Here is a 26,764-nt window from a genome sequence, read left to right as displayed (position 1 = left end):
TGATATAATATTATTATTAATTTTATCTTATTATTTAAAATTTATCATATTTTGTCTATAAAGACAAGCAATATTAAAAGGGCGGAATTCAATTCCGCCCTTTAGCAAAACGTAATAAAAAAGAATGAAAAATATACTGAATTTATCAAAAAAAGAATTAGAAGAATACTGCGCTGTAAACGGATTCAAAAAATACGGCGCGGAACAGATTATGAGATGGATTTATCAAAACAGAATTTTTGATTTTTCCGTAATGTCCGATATTTCTAAAGATTTAAGAAAAAAAATAGATGAAGATTTTTACGTTAAACTTCCCGATATAATAGACGTTAGATATGAAAAAGACGAGGACGGATATTCTAAAAAATATCTGATAAAATTTGAAAACGGGGATACCGTAGAATCTGTATCTATAGCGCATAAAAACAGGAAAACCTTATGCGTTTCGTCTCAGGTAGGATGCAGGATGGGATGCGTTTATTGCGAAACCGCCGGAATGGGTTTTTCAAGAAATTTAACGTCCGGCGAAATAATTTCGCAATTATTGACCGTCGAAAATTATGAAAACGATAAAATTACCAATATAGTTTTTATGGGCATGGGCGAACCGTTAGATAATATAGCCGAAGTCGAAAAGGCTTTGGAAATAATGTCAAACGACAAGTTTGTAGGAATAGCTCCGAGAAAAATAACCGTTTCGACTTGCGGATTGATTAACGCTCTGGGAGGGTTCGATATAAACGAATACAAATATAAGCTTGCAATATCTCTTAATGCCGCAGATAATGAAACCAGAAGCATGTTAATGCCCGTCAATAAAAAATTCCCCATAGAAAAAATAGCAGAGCTGATAAATTTAAAAAAGCCTTCGCTTCATAATAAAATAACCTTGGAATATGTGCTTATAAAAGGTTTAAACGACCGAATCGAAGATGCAAAAAGGATTATAAAATTGTTTTCTCCTTCGAAAGTAAAAATAAATTTAATTACTTTAAATAAAGCTGAAGATTCGGTTTATCTAAAAAATTTCGAAAGACCGGATGATTTTGCGACGGATAAGTTTAAAATAAAATTATCTAAAGCAGGTTTTACTGTAACGGTGAGATTTTCCAAGGGAGGCTCTATTAACGGCGGATGCGGACAGTTAAAGGCTCAAACGCTGAAATATTAAATTTTTAATAAAATGTTTTTGGAAAATCGCGCTTCCTGAAAGAGGAAAATTTTTGGATTTTTTTATTATATTTTCTATGTCTTTTTCTCTTTCTAACCGGGCGGAAAGAATATATTTCAAACATCCGTTCAATACCGAAGATTCAATTGCCTTAATATTTTTTCCTTTAAAAGGAAAAATATCTATTAAATCAATTATATCCGTTTTTATATGACTGCCGAAAGTTCCTGAAATAAATACGTCGAAATCGTTATAGCTAAAAATTTTAAATTTTTCCAATAATATTTCGGAAGCTGATTTTACGGCCGATTTTGCAAACTGAAACTGCCTTAAATCATCCTGGAAAAATTTTACGGCGTTTTTCCCGTCAAAATAAACGACTATTTCATTTTCGCCGTTTTCTTCATTCTTCATAATTACATTAAAATTTTCGGATTCTATCTCTTCCGGCGGCAGTATTCTTCCGTTTTCGTCTATTATGCCTTCTTTTAATAGTTCATAAACTATGCTCATTATACCGCTGCCGCATATTCCGGAAGGACGTGAACCGGATACAGTCTTAGTTTTAAAAATTCCGTTTTCAAGATTAACCTCGGAAATTGCCCCGTCTGAAGAAGCAGTCGTACCAAATTTTATATTTCCGCCTTCAAATGCAGGACCGGCCGGCGCAGAGGTGGTATAAATTTTATCTTTATATCCTAAGGCAATTTCTACGTTAGTGCCAAAATCAGCTATAAAAGCAGGTTTAGCTCTGTTTATCATATCTAAATAATAGATAGAAGCTACGGTATCGCCTCCCACAAATCCGTCTAATACCGGAAAAATGAACATTTTTTTATTTTTTATATTTAAGCCGGGGATATATGCCGTGTTTTCAGGAAAAAAAATTTCGGAAGACGGTTTATAAGGAGGTTTTGATAAAGAAATTAAAGGGTAGCCGCAAAACGCCATTTCCATAACGGTGTTTCCTGCAATCACGATTTCCTTTATATCTTCGTATCCGAAACCTAATTCGGACTTAAAAGAATCTATTAAACTATTTATAGTCGCAACTGCTTTTTCTTGAAGTTTGCCTACGGAATTTTTATCCAATCCGTTCTGTATTCTTTTTACGGAATCTAATCCGAATTCATAATACTGCAGATTAATCGTACTCTTATAAGGATAAACTTTTTTTGTTTCGTCCGTCAAAGCGGCGGCGACGGTGGTAGTGCCTAAATCTATACCTAAGGAATATTGCATATAATTTTTTATTGAATTCCGGCGCCGTATCTATATAATGTTTATATAAATCCCGTTGCGAACGCCTTTTTCTAAGACTCTGCCTATTTTGTATAGAGATTCGCCTTTTTTTGCAAAAGTATCCTCTAAAACGGCTGATTTATCGTAAGGAACAGATAAAATAAGTCCGCCCGACGTTTCTGCGCCGAATGCCGTCCATAATAAATTTTCGTCGACTTCGTTTCCAACGGAAGTATACTGGGCAAAATACTTCCTATTGCGTTTAGTACCTGCAGGATTTATACCTTTTTTAATTAATTCCAATACTCCTTTTATAACAGGAAGAGACTGCAGGTATATTTCGCAAGATAAGCCGCTTGCTATCATCATTTCGCTTAAATGACCTACAAGACCGAATCCCGTAACGTCCGTCGCCGCATTTACGACGCCGGTAGAAACGGCAATTTCGGAAGCATATTTATTCAGCTTGGACATTGATTTTGATGCTTCGCCCAAAGTTTCCTCCGGCAAAAAATCGGTGCATATCGCGCTGACCGCAAATCCCGTGCCGAGACTTTTGGTAAGATATAAAACATCTCCCGGTTTAGCGCCCTGATTTGAATATATATTATCAATTCCGCATATGCCCGTAACGCTTAACCCGTATTTTATTTCTTTGTCGTCTATGGAATGACCGCCCAAAAGAGCAACGCCGGCTTCATTTATCTTATCCAATCCGCCGCTCAGTATAAGGTTAAAAACCTCCTTATCGACGTCGTTTATAGGGAAACATGCGATATTTAGGGCCGTTATAGGTTTGCCGCCCATTGCATATACGTCGGAAAGAGCGTTGGCTGCGGCAATTTGCCCGAAAGTATATGGGTCGTCTACAACGGGCGTAAAAAAATCTACCGTTTGTATAAGGCATTGATTATCGCTTATTTTATAAACGCCGGCATCGTCCTTATATCCAAAACCGACTAAAACGTTATCGTTCTGCGGAACGGATAATTTTTCCAATATTTTAGAAAGGTCCTCCGGACCTATCTTACACCCTCAGCCGTGGGCGCTTGTCATACTGGTAAGTTTATATTTCTTTGAAGTCATAATTACATCCAATTAGATACGGGGACAGAATTGAATTTTGTCCCTGCGACAAATCACGGCATTTTACCGCCTACTATAAGATATTTAAGGTCTTTATCGGTAAATTTAACTCCGCCTCCAAGATAAATAGACCTTTGGGAATTGTTGGTTATATTATCGTATCCCGCATCTAAAAATATATGCCTGTAAAAAGTATACGCCACGCCGGCGTTAATATCCTCGCTTACGCCGTTATTGTCGGAATTAAATCCGAATGCCCTTGCATAAATTTTTAAATTTTTGTTTGTATTCGGAACGTAATAATTAACTCCTACGGCACCCGTAGAATAAAGCAATCCGGCAAGGAGCGTAAAATTATAAAAATTTTTCGCTATTAAAGCATTAAATTTTATACTGTTGGAATAACTGTACTGGGTGGTATTCGTAGTAACGCTTGAAGGATAAAAATGGCCGGATGGAGGATTATTCGTGGTATAGGTAGTCGTCTGCGTTTCTCCGTAAGTATTTCCGTAACCCATAGGAACCGAAGCGACGCCGAGTTCGTAATAATGTCCTGGAGACGGTTCAAGTTTAACGTTTACTTGAGATACAGAACCTTTACTTCTCGCAAGATACTGGGAGCTCATATTAACTTTCACCCTGAACCTGCTGTACCCGCCGACAATATTATTAATACCTTTTAGCGAACCGTTTAAATTATCGTAAACCGAATTTCTATTGACTAATTTTCCTATAGTTCCCTGCCCGTTGTTTATTTTAGAAGAAATCCCGTAAAGTTCGTTAAGCGTAAGTTTTAATTTTTTTGTATCCGCATTTATATTTTTAAGACTTCCGTTAATATTTCTTCTGTTCTTCGCGACTATGTCGTTTAAATTTTTAGAAAGACCCTTTATATTTTGAGTTATAGACGGAAGTTCTTTTCTCAAATTATAAGATATTGCGTTAAAATTATGGATAGTTCTTGTAATTGCGGCATCGTTTTGAACCGTCAGCCCGTTAATATGCCTCGAAATTGCGGCAAAATTAGACATAACAACGTCGACGTTTCTCTGGTTTACATATACGAGCCTGTTTAAATTTTCTGAAAGCGTAGCGATATTGTGCAAAATCGCTTTAATATTCTTTTCGCCGGTCTTAGTGCCTATAGAGTTTTTTAGCGATTTTGAAACTTTCTCAAGATCGCCTGCAGTTTTAGAAAACTTAGTTATCAAGCTTGACATGCTTTGAGGCGACATCTCGCTTCTTATAACCTCTTTATCCAAAACTTTTTCGGACTGCTCCTGCTGCTCTCCTGCCGCAGGAGAGATTGCAATATAAGATTCGCCGAGTAGACTCAAAGACCTTATGGATGCTATATATTGAGGATAAACTTTATATTTTGAATTAATAGTCATATAAACTCTAGCCAATCCTTTTTCTAAGCGTATTTTTTCTACCGAGCCTATTTTTATGCCGGCCATAGTAACCGAAGTTCCGGTACCTATACCGCTTGCGGATTTAAAATAAGCCGAAATTACGTACGTAGGTTTTTTAAAAATATGTATCTTACCCACTTTAATTGAAAAATAAGCAAGTATAGCAAGCACTATTACTACAAAAATACCTACTTTTGTTTCTTTATTAATATTCATAAGTCAAAAAATTGAAAATATATAAAATTTTAAATAGAAATAGGTCCTTCCATACTTCCGGATACAAATTGCTTTACTACCGGATTAACTGAATTTTTGAAGGCTTCCGACTGTCCGTATTCTATTATTTTACCTTCATAAAGCATTGCTATTATATCCCCTGTCTTATAAGCGCCTGCAATATCGTGGCTTATAATTATTCCGGTAAAATTAAATTTATCGTGCATGGATATAATCAGATTATTGATAACGTCCGACATAATAGGGTCTAATCCGGTAGTGGGTTCGTCAAAAAGCATTATCTCCGGATTAAGTATAAGAGCCCTCGCTACCCCTACTCTTTTTCTCATGCCGCCCGATATTTCGGATGGCATTTTCTTGTCATGGCCTTCCAAACCGACGTCTTCTAATACGGAAAATACTTTTTCCTTAATTTCATTTTCTGAAATTTTCAGATGACGCCTCAAAGGAAACGCCACATTTTCAAAAACATTTAAGGAATCCAATAATGCGCCGTCCTGAAAAACCATTCCGAATTTTTTTCTTACTTCGTTAAGTTCTTTCTTTTTTAAAAGATTAATATCTATGCCGTTTATTAAAACTCTGCCGGAATCTGGCTGCATAAGCCCTATTATGTGCTTCAGCATCACGCTTTTTCCGCCGCCGCTCCTGCCTATTACTACCGTTATTTTTTTATCCTCGAATTTTATATTTAAATCGTCTAAAACTTTTATTCCGTTAAAAGATTTCGACAATTTGTCTAAAATAATCATAAAAAAATAAATTTTAAATACCTTTCCCGATGCGAACGATTAAAAACTAATAAATAATGTTATATCTATATTTGAATATTTATAATTATATACCTCTATATAAAATTAATCAATTTAAGACAAACCGACGGTTTAAAAATCAAAATAAAATCGACGTTAAAAGATAATCGGCAAATAAAATATAAATCGAACTTAACACTACCGCCTGCGTAGTAAATTTTCCAACTCCTTTAGCGCCTCCGGAAGTCTGAAACCCTTTATAAGTACTGATAACAGACAATATAGCGCCGAAAAATACGGCTTTTAACAAGCCGTTATATATATCGCTAAGTTTGACGTACTGATATATTTTATCTATATAAGTTACATGGTTTAATCCTAAAAAATAAACGTAAACGATATATCCGCCTATAATTCCTATTAAAGAACATAGCACCGCCATTACCGGAAGCATTATCATTGCGGCAAGAATACGTGGAACGGAAAGGAAATAATAAGGATCTACCGCCATAACCTCTAGAGCGTCTATCTGCTCGGTCACCCTCATAGTTCCTATTTCCGAAGCCATAGAAGAACCGCATCTTGCGGTAATCATAAGCGCCGTCAGAACAGGACCCAGTTCCCTCAGCATAGACAGCGCTACGGTAGGGCCTATCATATAAGTGACGCCTACTATTTTAGCGGCATAATAGGCTTGCAAAGACAAAACCATGCCGGTGAAAAGACCCGTTAATCCGATAACGGAAAATGAATCCATGCCGATAAATATCATCTGGTCTATAAGATTTTCTAAATTAATAAAATATGCGGCTATGGAAAGTATCATGTCCCATATATAAATAGTTATAGAGCCTAGTTCGTTAACCGTGTATATAACGAAATTGCCTATTTTTTCAAACGGACTCAGCAGTTTAATTATTATATTCATAATTTGCGGAAAAACGCTTTTTTATTTTAAATATTTTGAAAACTTGCAGGAGGTAAATTCTTACATAAATTAAGACTCTTCTAATTCAACGTGCCAGTAAGCATTGTCGACAATATTTAAAAACGGCATCCATTCCTTATACATAATATTTGTAAGGGAAATATGATAGTACGGCGACCATTCCGGTTTCCTAGGTTTCTTGATAAGTTTCATACCCGCTTGTTCCGGCGTTCTTCCGCCTTTAATTCTATTGCAGTTTATACAACTGCATACTACGTTTTCCCAAGACGAAACGCCTCCTGACATCCTAGGTATAACATGGTCTAAATTCAGCTCGTTTTTTTTAAATTCTTTGCCGCAATATTGGCATCTGTTATTATCTCTTAAAAAAATGTTGGCTCTTGAAAATTTTATGTATCTTTTTGGAAGTTTATCGTAATTAACCAATATTATAACCCTCGGAATCCTAATGGCTCTCCCTATCAATCCGATTGAACCGCTTTTCTCGCTTACCGCGAGATCCTGCCAAGAATCGAAACTGAACGTTCTGTAATTTTCGTCCACCGCCTTGGCGATATCTTGATAAAGAAGTATCAGCGCTCTTTTTAAAGACGTAACGTGAACCGGCAAAAAAGACTTATTCAAAACTAAAACGCTTGAAGACAACATAAGAAAATATTTTTATTATTTTTATAATTTTAGTTATATATTATACCAATAAAATAAAATAAAAACCACATTATCGACGGAAGACTCGGCTGAGGACAGGTATCATTTGTTAACGCTTTTTATTCACAAATTAAACGTAAGTTATAGCATCAATTATATCGTTAAAATCGCCGTGGAACACGGTTCGCATGTCAAGCCTAAACTCGCCGTTTTTTATTTTTCCTATGACCGGAATTTTGGCTTTTCTGAATATTTCGCCTATTCCCGATGCGCCGATTTTTTTATGGATTATGGACAGCGAATATGTTTTAAGTTCGTAATCCGGAAGGGCTCCGCCGCCTACGAGACTGAAATCCTCGGTTATTTTAAATTCAAATACGGCTTTGTCTATATTTTCGGACATTTTAATCAGGTTTAAAAGTTTTAAAGCCTTTCGTTTTATTTCCGATTCGGATTGAGCGATAAGGGAAAGCGTAGGAATATTTTTAACGGCTCTGTCAAGGTCTAAATATTCAAAAAAAACGGCTTCGAGTCCGGCAAGCGTCATTTTATCTATTCTAAAAGCCCTATTTAACGGGTTAGCGGCTATCCTGTCTATGTATTCTGCCTTTCCGGCTATTATTCCGGCCTGCGGTCCGCCGAGAAGTTTATCGCCGCTGAAAGTAACGACATCGACCCCGTTTTCTATAACCTCTTGGGCGGTAGGTTCATATGGAAGCCCGAACCTTCTTATATCGACGAAACTTCCGGAGCCTAGATCCTCCATGACCGGAATACCGTGCTTTTTGGCCATGGAAGCTATATCTTTTCCCGAAGGACTTGCAGTAAAACCTATTATCCTGAAATTGCTTTGATGCACTTTTAGCAGCAAAGCCGTATTTTCGTTTATGGCAGATTCATAATCGCCCAGTTTAGTTTTATTGGTAGCCCCGACTTCCGTTAAAACCGCCCCCGAAGCCGACATAATATCCGGTATCCTGAACGAGCCTCCTATCTCTACGAGTTCGCCCCTTGAAACTACGACCTCTTTTTTTGCTCCGGAACAAAATGTAGAAAGAGCCATAAACACCGCCGCCGCATTATTGTTAACTACTATAGCTTTTTCGCATTTTAAAATTTTTTTAAGAAGGTATTCTACGTGCGAATATCTTTTTCCTCTTTTTCCCTCCAAAAGATTAAACTCCAGGTCGGAGTACGAAGACGATATTTTTAAAATATTCTCTAAAGCGCTTTTCGGTAAAATAGAGCGTCCTAAATTAGTATGAATAACGACTCCCGTTCCGTTAACGACTCTTTTTAAACTGAAAGAAAAATTGTTTAAATCGTTAAGAAGTTTTTTAATAAAAAATTCCGGTTCAAGTTTAGACAGGTTTTCCGAAATATCCATATCGATTCCGTTTTTCATCGACTCGATAACTTTTTTCTTTTCGGATTCTATTAAATTTTCTAATTTATCTTTTACAAATTCATAGGGAAAAGCCTTATATTCCGAAGAACCCTTAATTCTTTCCAATACAGACTGGACGCTTGGAAACCGCCTTAATATTTCGTTTTTATTTTTATTTTCCATTTTTTAACTAAAATATGGGATATATTAAATAGTTTCAAAAGACTTAAGTCTTTTTCCGGTATGAAACGTTAAAAAATCACGTAAAAACGCCGAACAATCTATAAGTATATCTTCTTTGACGTTAAGCTTATTTATTATGGAAATATCGGATTCTGTCATCAAATTAGACAGATTTATAAAGTTAACCGGCATATTTTTTATTTCTAAATATTTAAAGCCATTGTTTTTATCGTTAACGCACGAACTGCATATAACGCCCCCTTTTTTAAGGCTGAATCCAAATTCGTTATAAACATTATTTTTGCCGCAGATTATACAGTCGGTGAAATTAGGATAAATTCCGGTAAATTTAAGAAGATTGGCAATAAAAAAAATCTCATATTTAAGAAGAATAGAGTTTAACGGTGTATGTTTGCTGTCCTGCGAATTTAAAGTTTCTAATTTATTAAGTCCCGTATAAATATTTCTTATAAGATTAAATATATTTTTGTTTATGTCTCTTTCCTGGCACAAGACTCTTGAAATCTCGATAAGTTTAGTTAAAAAAAGATATACGTCGATATTTTTTCTGAGATTTTTATAATCCTCTACAAGATCTACTTCATATAATATATCAAGCGTCATGCCCGGTTTTTCATAAAATTTAATGATGGTAAGCATAGCGGGCTCTAATTTTCCCAGAAACCTTTTTTTACTTTTCCTTGCGTTATTTGCAAAACACGTAATTTTCCCGTAATCCTCGGTTATATAACTTAAGAGCAGATCCGCTTCATTCATTTTTTTTGCGTAAATAACAAATCCCTTAGTGGAATGAAGTTTCATATATTTAATTTCTCCAGATATTTTATATTTTATTCTTAAAACATAAAGATAATCATTTGCCCGAATTGAATATAATAAATATACCGGCTATGATGATAAAAACGCCTATCCATCTTTTAAAGCTTACTTTTTCTTTTAAGAATAATTTAGAAAGAAGGACGACGAGAACGTAACCTCCCGACAACAAGGGGTAGGCAATAGAAAGAGGCATGGAAGACAATGCCAGCAGGTAAAATATAGTCGCAAAAAAAAGCATAATAAGAGCCAAAAAAATATAGCCGTTAAAAAAAACGAGAATAGATTTTATGCCTATTTTTAAATGCTCTTTTTTTATTTTTCCGGAACCTATTTTTTGAAAAATCTGCCCTATAGAGGTAAAAACCAGCGCAAAACCGATAAAAATGTAAGACGTTAATATCATGATTTAATTATTGTTTTAAATTTATTATTTAAATTTTTATATATGCCGTTTATTTTATTTTATACCGTTTATATATTTTTTCAACCTTAATAATTCGGTATAGGTAGGCAATATATATATTTTTTTTTCGTTCAAACCCGCCGCCTCCGCTTTATTCATAATAGTCTCTACCGCTTTTTTTAAATTATATTCTACGGTTATTTTTTTAGGGTTCATACCGGCCGTTTTTAGTCTTAACGCCATGTCGTAAGGCCTTAAACCCGAAATAACGGCGTTTTCTATGTAATCCTTATATTTTTCAAAATCTACGTCCCATATCCATGAAACGTCCCTTCCGTCAGCCGCCCTGTCTGAAAAAGCGAATAAAATATTAACCTTAGAACCGCTTTCGGTCAATTTTTTAAGAACTCCCGAAAATCCTGCCGGATTTTTAACTAAGTCTATATTTATTTCAAAATCTCCTGACTTTTTTTTATACGACCTGCCAAATTTAGTTTTAAAATTTTCAAACGAAGTTTTTATAATATCGTCGCCGATATTAAGATGATATTTTAAAATCGAATATGCCGCAAGATAGTTCGCCGCGTTATAATCTCCGGATAAAGCGGGTTTAAAAGAAAAAAATGAAGGTTTTTCTTCCTTTAATTCTAATGTCAAACTGCCCGAAATGTTTTCCGTTGCTTTTATGTCGGGTTCATGCCCCGCAAAACCGCATTTTTCGCATTTAAAATCATATAAAAAACGATTTTTCGTATGGCCTTTTGAAGAGAACATCATATTTTTACAGTTAGGGCAGGTTACCGCATCGGATAATTCAATTCCTGTAAAATTTTCTGCGGAATTGATATCGTTTGAATAATTTGAATTAAAAAATGATTCGTCGAAACCGAAATATTTTTTATCCGCGTTTATATCATATCCCAAAAAAGCCGCTAACGGCTCAAAAGAAGGCAGAACTAACGAAATTCTTCCTGAGTTATTATTTTTAAGCTCTTCCGATATTTTTTTTACGGCTTTTTTTATTCCAAATACCGTAGAGTTTACTTCTCCGTACCTGTCTAACTGATCCCTGTAAAAATTAGTAGCCGTTATTATTTTAGGATTTAAAATCGAACATACGTCGGGAAAAACTTTTTCGTCGCATTCCATGACTATAATGTCTGCGCTAAATTTAAAATCAAGCAATGCAATGTCTTTAATACCTAAACCCGATGATTTCGATAATTTGTAAGAACCGATAATAGCCCCCAAAATTCCGTTCGTCATATTAGCGCCGTTAGAATTAAAACATACTTCTTTTCCTGAAAATTTAACGGTTTCGGCAATAATGTTGGAAGTAGTCGTTTTTCCGTTTGTGCCGGTTACCAGTATAACGGGAATGCCGAGAGAGGTTATATGTTTCGCAAAATTTTTAAAAACATTTTTATCTATTTTTCGTAAAATATGAGCCGGAAGAACGTCGCCTTCTCTTTTTAATATTTTATTTAAGATGAATTTTAAAAAAATATATAAAAAAATTTCCGCTTTTTGTTTTTTATTGAGAAGCATAATAAAATTAATAAGTTAATTTATTTTACTTTAAATATCAAAGGCTTAATATTGATTAAAAATTAATCACTTTGATTAACTGCTTAATTTTTCTAAAATCTTTTTTCAAATTATAAGGCTTTCACAAAAGAAATTCACAGGCTTTGTAAAATTGTAATAAAAATGTAATAAATTCATAATGTTACATTAAAACTAATGTAACATTAATATTATAATTTTGCAAAAAAGCTCTTAATCTTCTCTACCGCTTCCATGGCATTCTTCGCATAGATATCGGCATTAATCGATTTAGCATAATCTTCGGTTACTACGGCCCCCCCGACCATAGAAAAAACTTTTACGCCATGTTTCTTTAGTTCTTTTATAACATGCTCCATCTCTGTTACGGTCGTAGTCATTAAAGCCGACAGTCCTACAAAATCGACTTTATTCTTCATAGCTTCTTCTATTATTTTTTCGGTTTTTACGTTTCTTCCCAAGTCTATGACATCATAGCCGTTATTCTCGAGAAGCATCGTTACTATATTTTTTCCTATATCGTGTACGTCGCCTTCTACGGTAGCCATTAATATTTTCGGACCCGAAGAAATTTCCGAATTTTTGGGCATTTCCTGCTTAATGCGGCTAAAAGCCGTTTTCATGGCATCGGCGCTTTCCATTACTTGCGGAAGAAAATAGATATTTTTTTCAAACAGCCTGCCGACTTCTTCAAGCGCCGGAATTAAATATTTATTGCCTATGTCTAACGGCGATTCTCCGTCAGACAATAATTTTTCTACATATTGTGTTATATGTTCTTTTTCTCCCCGGATTACAGCTTCGCGCAAAAGTTCTCCTTCGGTTTTATCTGTTTCGCTTCCCGATTCTTTTCCGGCATTCTTATTTGAAGAATAGTTTTTCGCGGAATCGGAAAATTTGTTTATATAGTTCTTAAATAAATAATCTTTGCCGAGAAGCGCATTCATAGCATAAAAATTAGCCGTTAAATACTCGTCCTCCGGATTTATTATAGCGGCGCTAAGTCCTTCTTTCAGGCATAAAGAAAGGAACGAAGAATTTATATAAGATCTTTTGGGAAGACCGAAAGAAACGTTGCTGACGCCTAAAACGGTAGGGAGATTAAGGCCGTTTTTATTTTTAGACAGAGCATCTATCGTTACCAAAGACTTTTCCTGCCCTGCGCTTATAGGCAGGGTTAAAAAATCTACGATTATATCGTATGGTTTTATACCGTAATCTATAAGTCTTTTATATATTCCATAAGCTATATCTATTCTTTTTTCCGCAGTTTCCGGAATGCCTTCGTCGTTTAAAGCTAAAATTAAAACTCCGGCGCCGTATTTTTTTATTAACGGCATAATTTTAGAGAGTTTCTTTTCTTCTCCGCTTATAGAATTAACAAGCGGCTTACCCGGATACAGCATAAGAGCTTCCTCTAATACATCGGGATTAGAGGAGTCTATGGATACTGGAACATGCGATACGGCAGCAACTGCAATAATGCCGTTTTTCATCGATACTTTTTCGTCGGTTCCGGGAACTCCGACATTTAAATCGAGGACGGCGGCTCCGGCTTCAACCTGTTTAACCGCAGTTTTTCTTATATAATTAGTTTTTCCGTTTTTAAGCTCTTCTATGAAGTCTTTTTTGCCGGTAGGATTAATTCTTTCTCCTATAATAACAGGAGGATGTTTATAACCGATAGGGACGAATTCCGTTCTCGACGTTATTAATAATCCGTCCTCTCTTTTTATGCCTTTCGCAGGTAGTCCGGAGTTATTAACGATGTCTATCTCTTTTCGTAAAGCTTTTATGAAATTTTCGTTACTGCCGCAACAGGCCGAAATAATTCTGACGCCTATAAGGGCAAGTTCCGAAACTAATGACGTGAAATCTTCTGGCTTCCCGGGAAAAATAGTAATACCGTCTTTTAATTTAGGAATGCCTGCATTTGGTTTAGAAATTAGCGGCATGTCCGTAACCGAAGCCATCTTTTTTAAAATCTCGTAAATTCCGGACGGCCCGACGGAACAGTTGGCTCCTATAACGTCCGCCCCGAGGCTGTCTGCCGTTATCGCAAAAACTTCCGGAGTAGTTCCTAATATAGTCCTGTATGTAGCGTCAAACGTCATCATCGCTATAACCGGTTTATCGGACAATTCTTTTACGGCTATAATTGCGCTTCTTATTTCCTGCAAATCTATCATAGTTTCAAGCTGAAAAATATCGGCTCCGGCGTCTAAACCGGCTTTTACTTGCTCTTTGTAAATTTCGACGCTTTCTTTAAAATTAATATCGCCTACCGGATAAATAAATTTTCCCGTAGGACCTAAAGACATAGCCGTAAGCGCATCGCCGCCAGCAATATCTTTAACCGCTTTAACGGCATTAAAATTTACCTCGTAAATTTTATCAGACAAACCGTATTCGGCCAATTTTGGCCTGTTGGCGCCGAAAGTATTAGCCACTATTATTTCGCTGCCGGCATTATAATAACTTTTATGAACTTCTTTTATATATTTAATTTTTCCGGTAATATTGAAACTTTCGGGAAGAAGTCCTTTAGGCAGGAGGTTTTTGAGCTGAAGGACCGTCCCCATAGCTCCGTCCGAAAGTATCAGCCTTTTTTTTAATTCTTCCCTTAAATTTTTTATCATATGATAAATACTCCTGTTTTATGCTTATAATTGATTATATATATTACTTAATAATATTTAATAGCATTTTTTATAAAGAAAATGCTTCCGCTACGAAAAATTAACGACGTAAACGTTATCAATGGACCTGCCGAGAAATTTACCGCCAAGTTCCTTAAATCTTTCTGAATCGTCGCTTACAAAAAAGGTTTCGCTTCCGAATTCAGTTCCGGATTTAAGCATTCCAAATTCTTCCAAATAATTTTTAACGGACCTCGCCGTTTCGACTCCGGAGTCTATAATTTCTGTATTTTCTCCTATTTCTTTTTCTATAAAATCTTTAAGAATAGGATAATGGGTACAGCCGAGAACGAGGCATGCAGGTTCTTCCTTTACGACGGAAGCTAAATAATATTTTATTATATTTTTCGTTATTTCTTCGCTTAAAAAGCCTTCTTCCACTAAAGGCACGAAAAGCGGGCAGGATTTTTCTATAACTTTTAAGTTTTCGTTAAAATCTATGTTTGAAACATTTGCCATTTCGACTTTTTTAATGCCGTATAATAATCCGGCTTTTTCTTTTATCGTCTTAGAATATGCTCCGCTCTTAACGGTTGCGGAAGTGCCTATTACGGCTATAATCTTCCGTCCGGAAATTTTCAGGGATACCTCAACCGCTTTTTGCGCGCCCGGCTCTATAACTCCGAATACCGGAACAGGCGATATTTTGCGCAAATAATCGAGCGCCAAGCTCGAGGAAGTATTGCAGGCTACTATAGCTATCTTTATCTTTTTATCGGTTAAAAAACCTAATATTTCGGAGGAATATTTGATTATAGTTTCTTTAGATTTGTTTCCGTAAGGGACTCTGGCCGTGTCTCCGAAATAAATTAAGTCTTCAAAAGGCAAAATTTTTCTTATTTCTTTAAAAACGGTAAGTCCGCCGAGACCTGAATCAAATATTCCTATAGGAGAATTATTAAATTTCATTATTAAATTTTATTTATGATTTAAAATAATTATGTTATAATTTATAAAATACAGCAAATACAGTAAATATTATAAAATAAAAATCAAAAAATAAAAATCAAAAACTAATGGAAGATAAATATTTAAATAAAAGATTCGATATTTTAGACGAAAAGAACATAGACGTAGAAATATTAGAAACATTAGATTTTCGGTATAAAGGAAGCGGAACGGCCGTAACTATATCTACTAAGGAATTTACGTCCGTCTGTCCTTGGACGGGACTTCCGGATACTGCGGAAATTTTTATAACGTATATACCGTCAAAAAAATTAGTCGAAATGAAATCGCTGAAATATTACCTGCTTTCTTTCAGGAACGTAGGGATCCTGCAGGAACACGCCGTAAACAGAATCATAAACGATTTGAGCGGCCTGTTGAAACCGGAATTTATGGAAGTTACTGCAAAATTTGAATCAAGGGGCGGATTAGACACTTTGGTTAAAGTAAAATACGAAAAACGGAAAATAGAGAAGAGCTAAGAGCTAAGAGAGAATCTGGATGAAAGTTATAAACTGATATTAAAGCTCTAAATAAATCCTTTTAAATCGCGGACGTCTTTTCTGGCATTTAATTCAAAATTATTGTCTATTTCGCCTGCTTTCACGCCGTTTATTTCCAATGCTTCCAATAAATTAAAACCGTATTTATTTTGCAAAGCTAAGTCAATAAGATAATCGCAAAAAACAAAATTTTTGGGCAGAAAACTGCCATGCATATATGTTCCGAAAAAATTACCGGTTCTCGCACCCTCGGTTTTATCTTTACCGTTGTTTCCGTGTCCTTTCAATACGGTTCCTATGCAATTTTGACTGCCGTCTAAATATGTCCTTCCGCCGTGATTTTCAAAACCTATTAAAACCGTACCGCCCGATTTAACGGCTATATTTCCGGTCAGCCTCGGCGTTCCGGATTCGGTATAGCCCTTAAATATCGATATGCCTTTCATTATTTTACCGTCTGCAGATTTGTAATGGTTGCACAAAAGCTGATAACCGCCGCATATAGCAAGCATAATTTTATTTTTATTCAAAGATTCTATTAAAATATTTTTTTTACCGGAAAAAAAATCTTCGTAAATTAGAGCCTGTTCGGCATCCTGTCCCCCGCCCATAAAAAAAATATCCGCCGATTCGCATTCTTTTTCATAGTTTCTGCCTATGGTAACATCTATTATTTTGATTTCTATGCCGTAAACGGAGCATCTATATTTAAAATAAATAATGTTTCCCCTGTCTCCGTATATATTCATAATTTCTGGATAAAAATCTACAGCCGTTAATTCTAATTTTTTCATGATAATTTGATAATCAATTTTTTTTACAAATTAAGCAAATAAATTAAAAAATAAATTAAATAAATCTGACCCCTTTAAATTAAATAAATCTGACCCCTTTAAATTCCATATTTATTTAAATATGCTATAATATTTAATGTTATGTCTATATTATCGGAACTAATTTCAAAAAAAATAGAAGAAAATAAAAAATCGGGGTTTTATCGAAAAATTCCCGATATAAAAATAGAAAAATTAAATAGCGAACCATATTCCTTCACTTCACATTATAACACCGTAACCGTCAATCTTGCAACAAACGATTATCTTGGACTCTCTTTAAACGAAAGAGTAAAAACGGCGGCAAAACAAGCAATCGATTTATACGGAACTTCGGCCGGATCTTCTTTTTTAATATGCGGTCATTATGATATCCACTCCGAACTTGAAAAAGAATTATGCAGATTTAAAGGCGGTTATGATAATTGTATATTATACCCTTCGGGATATCAGGCTAATACGGGAATTATAAGAGCTCTTGCCGGTATATCTCCGCTAAACACGGTTATAATTTTTGACGAACTTTCCCATGCTTCTATTATCGACGGAGTTATCGCCTCCGGTGCTAAATTTAAAAGCTTTAAGCATAACGATTTATATTCTTTAGAGAATGTACTTTTAAGATATAAAGATTATCAAATAAAATTGGTTATAACGGAAGGGGTATTCAGCATGGACGGCGATATACCGGATTTGCCGGCTATTTTAGATTTAACCGAAAAATACGGCGCATTAAGTATAATCGACGATGCTCACGCTACAGGAACAATAGGAAAAAAAGGCGGAGGCAGTTCCGATTTTCATAATGCAAAACCGGATATAACTATAGGAACTCTCGGCAAAGCGCTTGCTTCAAACGGGGCGTTCGTTCTTTCGAGCGGCTCTATTATCGAATATCTCGTTAATTTCAGCAGGGCCTTTATATTTTCTACAGGAATCCCGCCTTCTTCTGCCGCATCCGCTCTATCGGCTTTAAAAATTGTAGAAGAAAACCCTGATATAGTTTTAAAATTGCAAAATAACGCTAAATTTGCAAGGGAATATTTAAAAGAATCTGGATTAAATACTTTAAATTCCTCTACCCAAATTATTCCTATATTAATCGGCGAAGAAGAAAAAGCCGTTTCAATAGAAAAAGAACTTTTAAAAGGCGGCATATACTTAAAGGCAGTAAGATATCCGGCAGTCGTCAAAAACAAAGCAATATTGCGGCTAGGAATAAACCTGACCGTAGACGATGCTTTATTTAAAAATGTATTAGAAGAAATAGTCCGTAAAGTTAAATCCTAAATTCGCGGTCGTAAGTTAATTTAATAATTAATAATTTTTTAAATATGATAGATAAAAATAAAGTTAAAAAAAATTTTTCTAGCGCCGAAGAGTACGATAATCATACTTCTTACCACAATATAACAATGGCGATGATATCTGAGTCCGTCAAAGAATTTAATAAAAACGGCAAATTCTTACAAATTCTCGATGTAGGCTGCGGAACTGCCCAAGGCTACGATGCATTAAAAACAAATTTAAATCAGGGCGGATTTAAATACTTTGGTCTGGATATCGCCATAGGATTATTGGACAAGGCAAAAGAAAGAATTAATAAAACCGGTAGAGGAAGCAATGACGCATACTTAATTAACGGAGATGCAGAATTACTGCCTTTTAAACCTGACAAGTTCGACGTCATATTTTCAAATATAACTATACACTGGTTAAACGATATAGATATTTTTTTATTAAGATGCAAAACTTCTCTAAAAAACGACGGAATAATGATATTCGCTTTTTTAATTTCCGGAACCTTACAAGAATTAAAGGAAAGTTTCAAATATGACGAAAACTGCTGCGGATTAAAATTTCATGAATTTCCGGAAATAGGCAGTTATAAAAAAAAAATAGAAGCATTCGGGTTAAAAATAGAATACTGCGATATTATAGAATACACGGAAACTGCAGAATCTTCATTAAGCTTACTAAAAAGAATAAATTTGCTCGGAGCGAAAAACACTTTCGATAATAATAATCATAAAACCGGTTTATTAAGAAAAGGGTTAAAAAATTACGACAAAAATTATCGAAACGAAGACGATATGGTTTACTGCACTTATAAAATTGCATATTTAATTATTTCAAAAAAAATAAACCTCCGATAATTTTATAATTATCGGAGGTTTATTTAAAATTAAAATTTCTTTTTTGTTATCTTGCAACTGCAAAATGATCTCTTCTGTTTATTGCATAACATACTCTGGTATGTGCTCTGCATAAAGGTTTTTCTTTGCCGTAGCTGATTGTTTTTAATCTGTCTGCAGATACTCCAAGATCTTCAAGATAAGCTTTTGCGGCATTAGCCCTTCTCCAGCCAAGCGCAAGGTTGTAAGCTTCCGAACCTCTTCTGTCACAATTTCCCTGAATCTGGATAGCAACATTTGGATTATACTTAAGATAAATCGCATCCTTTTTAAGTATCATTTTGTCGAGAGGAGTAAGTATCGACTTGTTGAAAGCAAAATGGATGTTGTTGGAATTAGATTGAATGTTGTAATTTGCAAGCCACGGATACTTTTTCAAGTAAGAAGGAACCTGCTGGACTTGCGGTTTAACCGCTGCTACCGCCGGTTTTTTTGCGGGCGGTAATGCACTGGAAGACGTTTTCGTTACTTTTGGCGCGCATCCGGAAAGGACAGCCGAGACGCCGAAAACCAAACCAAGAATAGAAAGACCTACCTTTGTTTTTTTGTTCATTGTGAACTCTCTCCTTAAAAATTAAAATTTAATAAAGTTAAATTACTTTGCTTTAAAACATTTTATAATTAAATTTGCATAATATATATATACCATTATTTAAAAAAAAATCAATAGTTTTTTATAAACTTTTTTATCCTTCTTTATTACTTTATTAATTGAATTTTTTTTGAATTTTTGATATAAATAATGTATGGAATATAAAGACTATTATAAAATATTAGGTGTAGATAAAACCGCTGTGAGCGAAGAAATTAAAAAAGCTTACAGAAAATTGGCAAGAAAATACCATCCCGACGTTAATCCCAACGATAAAACCGCCGAATCAAAATTTAAAGAAGTTCAGGAAGCTTATGATATTTTAAAAGACGAAAAAAAACGAAAAGAATACGACGAGCTTGGAACTAATTATTTTAATTATAAAAACGCCGGAGCCGGCGGAGGGGCTTCAAGCGGACAATATTATTACGATTATTCCGGAGGCGGTCCTTCCGGTTTCGGTTATAATTTCGGCAATACCGGCGGAGGAGAAAATTTTAACTTCGAGGATATATTCTCCGACCTTTTTAACAGGTCGGGAAAAAAACATGGCCCCCTAAAAGGAAACGATTTAAACGCTTCGCTTGAGATATCGGTTGCGGAAAGCGTAAAAGGTACGGAAAGAATAATAAATTTAAACGGTGAAAAGATAAAAATAAAGATACCGGCCGGAATTTCCGACGGCGGAAAAATTAAGCTTTCGGGAAAAGGTTCGCCTGGTTTAAACAATGCGCCGAACGGAGATTTATACATTACTATCTCTGTTTTAAACGATAACGTTTTCGAAAGAAATGGCAACGATATCTTTATCAATAAAAAAATAAAACTGACTGAAGCCGTGCTTGGAGCAAAAGTAGAAGTATCTTCTATCGACGGCAAATTTATGCTTACTATACCGGCGGGAACCCAAAATGGCACTAAATTCCGCATTCCTAAAAAAGGAGTAAAGGATATTTCAGGAAAAAAAGCGGGCGATTTAATAATTACGATTACAGTCGATATACCTGCCGGAATATCGGATAAAATTAAAAAAACATTTATAGAACTTTCAAAAGAAGGCATATAAATATATAAAATAAATAAGGAATCCAAATGGATTATTTTATTAATCTGTCAGAATTTTGCGGAAATATAAATTTAAGCGCCGAGTCCGCAATGTTTTTTATCGATGAAGGAATAATATGCGTTGAAAAGAGAGAAAACGAATTTTATATCGATGAAAAAGCGGCCGACGATTTAATAATTATATCGGAAATAAAAAACGAACTTGGAATTAACGACGAAGGGGTCTCGGTAATACTTAATTTAAGAAAAAAAATTATCGATTATCAAAATATGCTCTCGACTGTTTTTGACGCCGTTAAAACTTCCAAAAGTATAGACGAACTTATTTTTTTAATGGAAAGGAGCGAATCTTTCAGGAATATATTAACTAATTTAAAAGAATTGTAACGAGGAAAAAATAACCGATGAGCATAATGCAAGAGATAAGAGAACTTATAAATGAAAACATTGAAATTCCGGACGATCTTCTGCTGTCCGTTTTTGAACTTTCAGGCGCAAATCTTATGGGGATTTTTTCTTTAGCTTTGGAATTAAAAGAAAAATACACCGGAAAAAAAATAAATTTTTGTTCTATCGTCAGCGCAAAAACAGGAATATGCTCTGAAGACTGTTCATTTTGCGGCCAATCGGCAGTCGCCGGAAAAAAAGAAAAAAAAATAAAAGTAAATTCTCTAATGTCCGTTTCCGAAATAGTGGAATCGGCTAAAATTGCTAAAAAAAACGGTGCAAACGAATTTTCTATAGTCACGAGCGGAACCAGAATATCCGATAAAACCGAATTAAAAACTATAGCGGATGCCGTAAAAACGATTAAAAACGAAATAGGCATAACTCCCTGCGCTTCTTTAGGGCTTATGGAATATGAGGATTTACTTTTTCTAAAAGAATGCGGACTTGAAATATTTCATCACAACATAGAAACCAACAGCGATTTTTTTAAAAGCATATGTACGACCCATTCTTTCGAAGATAACATAAAAACGGTTAAGTCAGCAAGAAAAGCCGGATTAAAAGTTTGTTCCGGGGTCATAATAGGAATGGGCGAATCCCGTTTGGACAGGGTAAAAATGGCTAAAGAGATAAAAGAACTTGAAGTCGATAATATACCGATAAACTTTTTAAACCCCATAAAAGGAACTCCGCTTGAAAATATAGAACCGCTTACGCCTATGGAATGCCTTAAAACAATAGCAATGTTCAGAATAGTCAATCCGGAAAAGAACATACTGGCGCAGGGCGGCCGTGAATATAACCTGCGCCAGCTTCAGCCTCTTGCTCTTATGGCGGGAGCCAACGGACTGCTTCTTGGAAACTATTTGCTTACGTCCGGAAGAAACCCCGAACTCGACATAGAATTAATTAGCGATCTTGGGTTTGAAGCAAACAATCTTATTAACTCTCCCGCATAACTTATCGACATGCCAAACGTCAAAAATAAAAAAGCGCTAGGCATAGATTACGGCTTAAAAAGAATCGGATTATCCTTAAGCGACGACACTCAAACAATCGCTTTTCCTTTAAAATATATATTAAACGATTCGGTAAAAAAAACGGTTTCCGAGTTAAAAAAGGTAATCGAGGAAGAAAATGTCGGACTTTTAGTTATAGGAATGCCTATAGGCCTTAAGGGAAAAAAAACAGAAATATCAACGGAAATAGGAAAATTAATAGAAGTTTTAAAAGAAAGCTTAAAAGAAAAAATTGGCGACGGTTTGATATTGACGGTTTATGATGAAAGATTTTCTTCGGTTCAGGCGCAAAGAAGCCTTATAGAGCAAAATATTAAAAGAAATAAAAGGAAAGAAAAAATAGACTCTATAGCTTCAACTTTTATACTTCAGTCTTATCTGGATAAACAAAAAAATATAATTGAAAAAAAAATATTCTAGTAAACAATTTAATGTTTTGCGCTATAAAAATCGTAAAAAAATAAATGTGCTATTTCGACTATACGCTTTATAAGCGGGTAAAAAAAATAACTTTTATTTTAAAAATTTCAATCCCGATAATCATTATAGCATATCTTTTTTTATATGCCTTTACTCCGCAATCTTTTATAACTTCAAAACCAAAACTAATCGTCATTAATAAAGGAAGCTCATTAAAGGAAATAGTATATAGACTTTATAATAAAAAAGTAATAAATAATCCGTATCTATTCTACTTTATAGGATTTATAAGCGGTTATTCGAGATATATACAAGAAGGCACCTATTATATATCGATAAATGAATCGCCTGCAAAAATATATCATGAGATTGTAAACGGCAGAGTAGCAACATCCAAGGTTTCAATTGCTCCCGGATTAAATATATTTGAAATAGCCGAAATTTTATCTAAAAACCATATAACAAACAAAAAACTTTTCTTAAAAAAATGCTACGATAAAAAATTTCTTTTGAGTATTAAGTTAGATGCGCCAAGCGCGGAAGGTTTTTTGTATCCGGACACTTATATTTTTAAAATAAATTCAAATCCTAAAGACGTAATTAAAGATATGGTAAATAATTTTTATTTAAAAACTAAAAAAATCAAACCAAATTACAAAGACTTAATTATCGCTTCGCTTATAATAAAAGAAGCAGATGAAAAACTTAAAAATTCTACAGGTTTTATATCTTCGGTCATACATAACAGATTAAAAATAAATATGCCGTTAGATATCGATTCTGCATCTATCTATGCTATGAACGTTAAAATGTATAAAAATTATTTAAGGGATGGAAATGCTTATAATGTTATTCTTAATATGAAACCTCGATATCTTAAAGTAAAATCAGCTTACAATACGTATCTTCATTATGGACTTCCTCCTACTCCCATTGCAAATCCGGATATAGAAGCTATCGAAGCAGCAATGCATCCTGCCAAAACAAAATATTTATATTATATATCGACAAAAACCGGCAAAACGATATTCTCTGACAATCTTTCCGGTCAAATAAAAAATATTGACAAATATCTTAAATAATAATTTAATATATTTAATTATGTAATTTATTAACCTATACCGCAAAAACATTATTGTTTAAAAAATCATCGAACTAATTATACTAAAATATATAAATTATAAAAACTAACTTTAAGAATGGAGGACTATTAATGCATTTGACAAATAAAAAGATTAAGATTTTTGCTTTAATTTTAGCGCTTCTTATACCGGCGCTTGCTTTTTCAGGATGTGCAACTACCGCAGGAACGGGAACCAGCGCCAGCGGATTATCTTCCGGCAACGTAGCATTAAGCACTAAAATGAGTTCCAGCATATTTCTGCAGCCGGTATCGCCGCAGGATAAAATAGTTTATGTAAGCACTAGAAATACATCTACGGCTACCGGACTCAATTTTAAAAATCAGTTAATTTCCGAATTAATAAGCGAAGGCTACAGGGTAACTAATAATCCGCAGGAAGCAAATTTTATGGTAATGTCTAATGTGCTGTATATTGGAAAAGAAACTTCAAATTATACGCTTGCCGGAGCTTTAGCAGGAGGTTTCGGAGGAGCTTTGATCGGTTCCCGATATAATTCAGGCACTTCCACCGTAGAAGGCGGCGCTTTAGGAGCGTTAGCCGGCGGTATACTTGGCTCTTTACTTGCTACCACCAAATATATGATGGTTGTCGATATTCAACTGGAGGAAAGACAAGCCGGCACATATACCACTAGTTCTACTAATGCAAGTCAGGGCATAGCCAGCAATGTAACTACTTATAATGCCGGAGTTAAAAATTGGGCTATTTACAGAGACAGAATTATATCTCAGGCCTCTGCCATGAATTTAAATTTTGCATCAGCCGAGCCTTTATTAAAACAACAGATGGCTCATTCAATTGCAAACTTACTGCCGTAATAATTTAGATGCATTAATAAAAAAGGGAGCTGAGAAATATTTATTTATCAGCTCCCTTTTTTATTTTTAATGGTAATCTTGTATTTGTATGTATACCTAAAAAATTGCCGACGGAAAATTATTTTGCTGGATAGCCGCCTACACTGGTTTGGGTATATGCCATATGCTGTTTCCTTTTTATTATATGTATTGCTGATTTCTTAAGTGAAATCGACACCGTCTTGCCTGCCGATAATTTCATTATTTCATAAGCATGAAACGGCATTAAAACTTTAAATTGTATATTATCTGATTGATTTTCGGATGTACTTATCAATATTTCCATCATACGCGAAGTAAAAATCGCAGACGTTATCCGTCCTTTGAAATGATTTTCTTTTACGGCATTTGAAGGTATTCTGTCTTCCCTTAAAATTATTATATCTTCAGGCCTAATTACGAAATATACATTCTCATTTTCTTCAAAATCAGGCTGATAAAAACATTCAACATGTTTATCGTTATTTATTGAGCCGCTATTCTTAAAACAAATAATAATTCTATTATTTTCTTTATCTGACGATATTATTTTACCCTCAAATATGTTTTCGGTTCCCATAAGACAGGCAGTATCCCAAGAAGACGGCTTTTTTATAATATCTTCCGGATTTCCAAACTCCTGGATGTATCCTTTATTTAAAATAAACATCGTATCTGAAAGGTTCATAACGTCTTCGATGTCATGCGTTACTAAAAGTATCGTTATTTTAAGTTCCTTTTGAATATTTTTAATTAAACTTCTTACTTTTGTTTTAGAAATAATATCTAAATTAGAAAACGGTTCGTCCATAAGTATAATATCCGGGTTTGTAACGATAGCGCGCGCCAAACTTATTCTTTGCGATTGTCCCATACTTATCTCACCGGGGTATCTATTTTCTAAACCGGATATACCTAAAATATCCATAATATTTAAAACTATATCTTTAACGGATTTTTTATTTTGTTTATGCAAAGACAGTTTTGTTCTATTTTTATTTAATTTTAAACCAAAAGCAATATTTTCCATTGTATTCATATTAGGGAACAAAAGCGGTTCATCCATTACAAGAGAAATAGAGCGTTCATATGGTTCCATTTTGCTAATATTTTTTCCGTTTAAAAAAACGTCTCCGGAATCCTGTTTTAATAAACCGCAAATTATAGATAAAACGGTACTTTTGCCTTCGCCGGAATAGCCGAATATCGAAGATATTTCGCCTTTTTTAATGTTAAACGTTACATCTTTAAGTATTTTTTTGTTTTTAAACGATTTATTAATATTTTTTACTTCTAAAAAGTCCATTATTTTAAATTATATTATTTTTTAAGTTTTGCCCTGTAATAAAAAAATTTAAAAACTCCGAGCGATATAAAAGAAATCATCATTAATATAGCAGAAATAGCAATTGCCGCCGGATAATTTCCATAGCTTGTTTTAACAAAAACTTCTATCGGAGCGGTTTCAGTCAGGTTTGGTATAACTCCCGACACCATCTGGGTAGCGGCATATTCGCCGATAGACCGCGACCAGCTCATAGCTGCGCCTGCCAATAAACCGTTAAATGAAAGCGGAAGTATTATTTTATGCAATATTTCAAAAGACGATGCACCTAAGGTTTTACTCAAATTAATCATTTTTCTGTTTATAGAATCGAACGATTCCTTTAAAATATTAACGAAAAAAGGGAACGAAATTATTAACTGAACAAGAACTATTCCTTGCGGCGTAAAAACAAATTTTATGCCGTGCGATATAAAATATTTACCTATCGGATTTAAAGGACCCATTGTAATTAATACTGCAAAACCTATTACCAGAGGCGACATAGTAAGAGGCAGAGTGCTTATTAAATCCAACAGAAAAGAAACTTTATTTTTTTTAAAAGATAATATATAGCTTAAAGGTATGCCTATTGCAAGATTTATCAATACTACCAACGAAGATAACTTAAAGCTTAAAAAAATTGAGTTCCAGAGATGAGAGTTAGATAATTCCGAAAAAAATATTTTTAACGAAGTTTGAAAAAATATACCGGATAGAATTAAAGATAAACTTATAAAAAAAGCAAAACTTATAAAAAAAACTATAACATCGAATATTTTATTGTTTCTAATGAATAATTTTTTAAAAATTTGCATATAGTTAAATGTTAAATTAATATAATCAACAAATAAAA

26 protein-coding genes are annotated in these 26,764 nt (G+C 34.4%); 10 read left to right on the top strand and 16 right to left on the bottom strand.

The annotated features are described in order from the left end of the window. Nucleotides 1–124 precede the first annotated feature (124 nt). The gene (gene rlmN / locus EVJ48_02430; protein RZV40052.1) at nucleotides 125–1,171 is read left to right on the top strand and encodes a 23S rRNA (adenine(2503)-C(2))-methyltransferase RlmN; all 1,047 of its coding nucleotides are present in this window, start codon (nucleotides 125–127) and stop codon (nucleotides 1,169–1,171) included. On the opposite strand, the gene EVJ48_02425 is transcribed toward rlmN, so the two are convergent. From EVJ48_02425 to EVJ48_02370, 12 genes are all read right to left on the bottom strand, one after another. Then, nucleotides 1,145–2,413 (bottom strand): DUF4445 domain-containing protein, encoded by a 1,269-nt coding sequence (locus EVJ48_02425; GenBank protein RZV40051.1) that lies wholly within the window; start codon nucleotides 2,411–2,413, stop codon nucleotides 1,145–1,147. The genes rlmN and EVJ48_02425 overlap by 27 nt on opposite strands. 30 nt (nucleotides 2,414–2,443) lie before the next feature. Beyond that, a complete protein-coding gene (gene selD, locus EVJ48_02420) occupies nucleotides 2,444–3,439 on the bottom strand; it encodes a selenide, water dikinase SelD (protein RZV40050.1) in 996 nt (331 codons plus the stop codon). 113 nt (nucleotides 3,440–3,552) lie between these two features. After that, nucleotides 3,553–5,130: an MCE family protein gene (locus EVJ48_02415; protein RZV40049.1), complete on the bottom strand. Its 1,578-nt coding sequence runs from the start codon at nucleotides 5,128–5,130 to the stop codon at nucleotides 3,553–3,555. A 29-nt stretch (nucleotides 5,131–5,159) separates the two neighbouring features. Next, nucleotides 5,160–5,903 (bottom strand): ABC transporter ATP-binding protein, encoded by a 744-nt coding sequence (locus tag EVJ48_02410; GenBank protein RZV40048.1) that lies wholly within the window; start codon nucleotides 5,901–5,903, stop codon nucleotides 5,160–5,162. 139 nt (nucleotides 5,904–6,042) lie between these two features. Continuing rightward, entirely contained in the window at nucleotides 6,043–6,831 is a 789-nt protein-coding gene (locus EVJ48_02405; protein RZV40047.1) for an ABC transporter permease, read from the bottom strand. A gap of 69 nt (nucleotides 6,832–6,900) precedes the next feature. Beyond that, nucleotides 6,901–7,500 (bottom strand): HNH endonuclease, encoded by a 600-nt coding sequence (locus EVJ48_02400; protein ID RZV40046.1) that lies wholly within the window; start codon nucleotides 7,498–7,500, stop codon nucleotides 6,901–6,903. 130 nt (nucleotides 7,501–7,630) lie between these two features. Beyond that, nucleotides 7,631–9,070: an L-seryl-tRNA(Sec) selenium transferase gene (locus EVJ48_02395; GenBank protein RZV40045.1), complete on the bottom strand. Its 1,440-nt coding sequence runs from the start codon at nucleotides 9,068–9,070 to the stop codon at nucleotides 7,631–7,633. 24 nt (nucleotides 9,071–9,094) lie between these two features. After that, the gene (recO, locus tag EVJ48_02390; GenBank protein RZV40044.1) at nucleotides 9,095–9,892 is read right to left on the bottom strand and encodes a DNA repair protein RecO; all 798 of its coding nucleotides are present in this window, start codon (nucleotides 9,890–9,892) and stop codon (nucleotides 9,095–9,097) included. A gap of 52 nt (nucleotides 9,893–9,944) precedes the next feature. Continuing rightward, complete coding sequence (locus tag EVJ48_02385) at nucleotides 9,945–10,313, bottom strand: hypothetical protein (protein ID RZV40043.1); 369 nt, start codon at nucleotides 10,311–10,313, stop codon at nucleotides 9,945–9,947. A 54-nt stretch (nucleotides 10,314–10,367) separates the two neighbouring features. Continuing rightward, nucleotides 10,368–11,861: a Mur ligase family protein gene (locus EVJ48_02380; protein ID RZV40042.1), complete on the bottom strand. Its 1,494-nt coding sequence runs from the start codon at nucleotides 11,859–11,861 to the stop codon at nucleotides 10,368–10,370. Nucleotides 11,862–12,070: 209 nt separating this feature from the next. Next, nucleotides 12,071–14,518 (bottom strand): 5-methyltetrahydrofolate--homocysteine methyltransferase, encoded by a 2,448-nt coding sequence (locus EVJ48_02375; GenBank protein ID RZV40041.1) that lies wholly within the window; start codon nucleotides 14,516–14,518, stop codon nucleotides 12,071–12,073. Between the two features lie 90 nt (nucleotides 14,519–14,608). Continuing rightward, nucleotides 14,609–15,487, bottom strand: a complete 879-nt coding sequence (locus EVJ48_02370; protein ID RZV40040.1) for a glutamate racemase — start codon at nucleotides 15,485–15,487, stop codon at nucleotides 14,609–14,611. Nucleotides 15,488–15,594: 107 nt separating this feature from the next. Here EVJ48_02370 and queF point away from each other — a divergent pair, with 107 nt between their 5' ends. Beyond that, entirely contained in the window at nucleotides 15,595–16,008 is a 414-nt protein-coding gene (queF, locus tag EVJ48_02365; GenBank protein RZV40039.1) for an NADPH-dependent 7-cyano-7-deazaguanine reductase QueF, read from the top strand. Between the two features lie 47 nt (nucleotides 16,009–16,055). On the opposite strand, the gene EVJ48_02360 is transcribed toward queF, so the two are convergent. Then, on the bottom strand, nucleotides 16,056–16,823 hold the full coding sequence (locus EVJ48_02360) for a glutamine amidotransferase (GenBank protein RZV40038.1): 768 nt from the start codon (nucleotides 16,821–16,823) through the stop codon (nucleotides 16,056–16,058). Between the two features lie 141 nt (nucleotides 16,824–16,964). On the opposite strand from EVJ48_02360, the gene EVJ48_02355 reads away from it, so the two are divergent. Then, complete coding sequence (locus EVJ48_02355; GenBank protein ID RZV40037.1) at nucleotides 16,965–18,152, top strand: pyridoxal phosphate-dependent aminotransferase family protein; 1,188 nt, start codon at nucleotides 16,965–16,967, stop codon at nucleotides 18,150–18,152. Between the two features lie 44 nt (nucleotides 18,153–18,196). Continuing rightward, nucleotides 18,197–19,018 (top strand): methyltransferase domain-containing protein, encoded by an 822-nt coding sequence (locus tag EVJ48_02350; protein ID RZV40036.1) that lies wholly within the window; start codon nucleotides 18,197–18,199, stop codon nucleotides 19,016–19,018. Between the two features lie 46 nt (nucleotides 19,019–19,064). Here the strand turns inward: EVJ48_02350 and EVJ48_02345 are convergent, their stop codons facing one another. Beyond that, nucleotides 19,065–19,610: a peptidoglycan-associated lipoprotein gene (locus EVJ48_02345; GenBank protein ID RZV40035.1), complete on the bottom strand. Its 546-nt coding sequence runs from the start codon at nucleotides 19,608–19,610 to the stop codon at nucleotides 19,065–19,067. Between the two features lie 193 nt (nucleotides 19,611–19,803). Here EVJ48_02345 and EVJ48_02340 point away from each other — a divergent pair, with 193 nt between their 5' ends. The 6 genes from EVJ48_02340 (at nucleotide 19,804) to EVJ48_02315 (ending at nucleotide 24,566) form a co-directional block, all read left to right on the top strand. Beyond that, entirely contained in the window at nucleotides 19,804–20,715 is a 912-nt protein-coding gene (locus EVJ48_02340) for a J domain-containing protein (protein ID RZV40034.1), read from the top strand. A 26-nt stretch (nucleotides 20,716–20,741) separates the two neighbouring features. Next, nucleotides 20,742–21,101 (top strand): hypothetical protein, encoded by a 360-nt coding sequence (locus EVJ48_02335; GenBank protein RZV40033.1) that lies wholly within the window; start codon nucleotides 20,742–20,744, stop codon nucleotides 21,099–21,101. A gap of 17 nt (nucleotides 21,102–21,118) precedes the next feature. Continuing rightward, entirely contained in the window at nucleotides 21,119–22,123 is a 1,005-nt protein-coding gene (gene bioB, locus EVJ48_02330; GenBank protein ID RZV40032.1) for a biotin synthase BioB, read from the top strand. A gap of 9 nt (nucleotides 22,124–22,132) precedes the next feature. Then, a complete protein-coding gene (gene ruvX / locus EVJ48_02325; GenBank protein ID RZV40031.1) occupies nucleotides 22,133–22,603 on the top strand; it encodes a Holliday junction resolvase RuvX in 471 nt (156 codons plus the stop codon). Between the two features lie 44 nt (nucleotides 22,604–22,647). Beyond that, nucleotides 22,648–23,685, top strand: coding sequence for an endolytic transglycosylase MltG (gene mltG, locus EVJ48_02320; GenBank protein ID RZV40030.1), 1,038 nt, complete (start codon nucleotides 22,648–22,650; stop codon nucleotides 23,683–23,685). A 131-nt stretch (nucleotides 23,686–23,816) separates the two neighbouring features. Further along, on the top strand, nucleotides 23,817–24,566 hold the full coding sequence (locus EVJ48_02315; protein ID RZV40029.1) for a glycine zipper 2TM domain-containing protein: 750 nt from the start codon (nucleotides 23,817–23,819) through the stop codon (nucleotides 24,564–24,566). Between the two features lie 118 nt (nucleotides 24,567–24,684). Here the strand turns inward: EVJ48_02315 and EVJ48_02310 are convergent, their stop codons facing one another. Together EVJ48_02310 and EVJ48_02305 are read right to left on the bottom strand one after the other, a co-directional pair. After that, complete coding sequence (locus EVJ48_02310; GenBank protein RZV40028.1) at nucleotides 24,685–25,890, bottom strand: ABC transporter ATP-binding protein; 1,206 nt, start codon at nucleotides 25,888–25,890, stop codon at nucleotides 24,685–24,687. Between the two features lie 14 nt (nucleotides 25,891–25,904). Further along, the gene (locus tag EVJ48_02305; GenBank protein ID RZV40027.1) at nucleotides 25,905–26,726 is read right to left on the bottom strand and encodes an ABC transporter permease subunit; all 822 of its coding nucleotides are present in this window, start codon (nucleotides 26,724–26,726) and stop codon (nucleotides 25,905–25,907) included. Nucleotides 26,727–26,764: the final 38 nt, after the last annotated feature.

It is taken from the genome of Candidatus Acidulodesulfobacterium acidiphilum, from assembly GCA_008534395.1.
GTDB lineage: Bacteria > SZUA-79 > SZUA-79 > Acidulodesulfobacterales > Acidulodesulfobacteraceae > Acidulodesulfobacterium_A > Acidulodesulfobacterium_A acidiphilum.
Note: the sequence above shows the minus strand (reverse complement) of the source record. Positions and strands in the feature narration are given on the sequence as shown.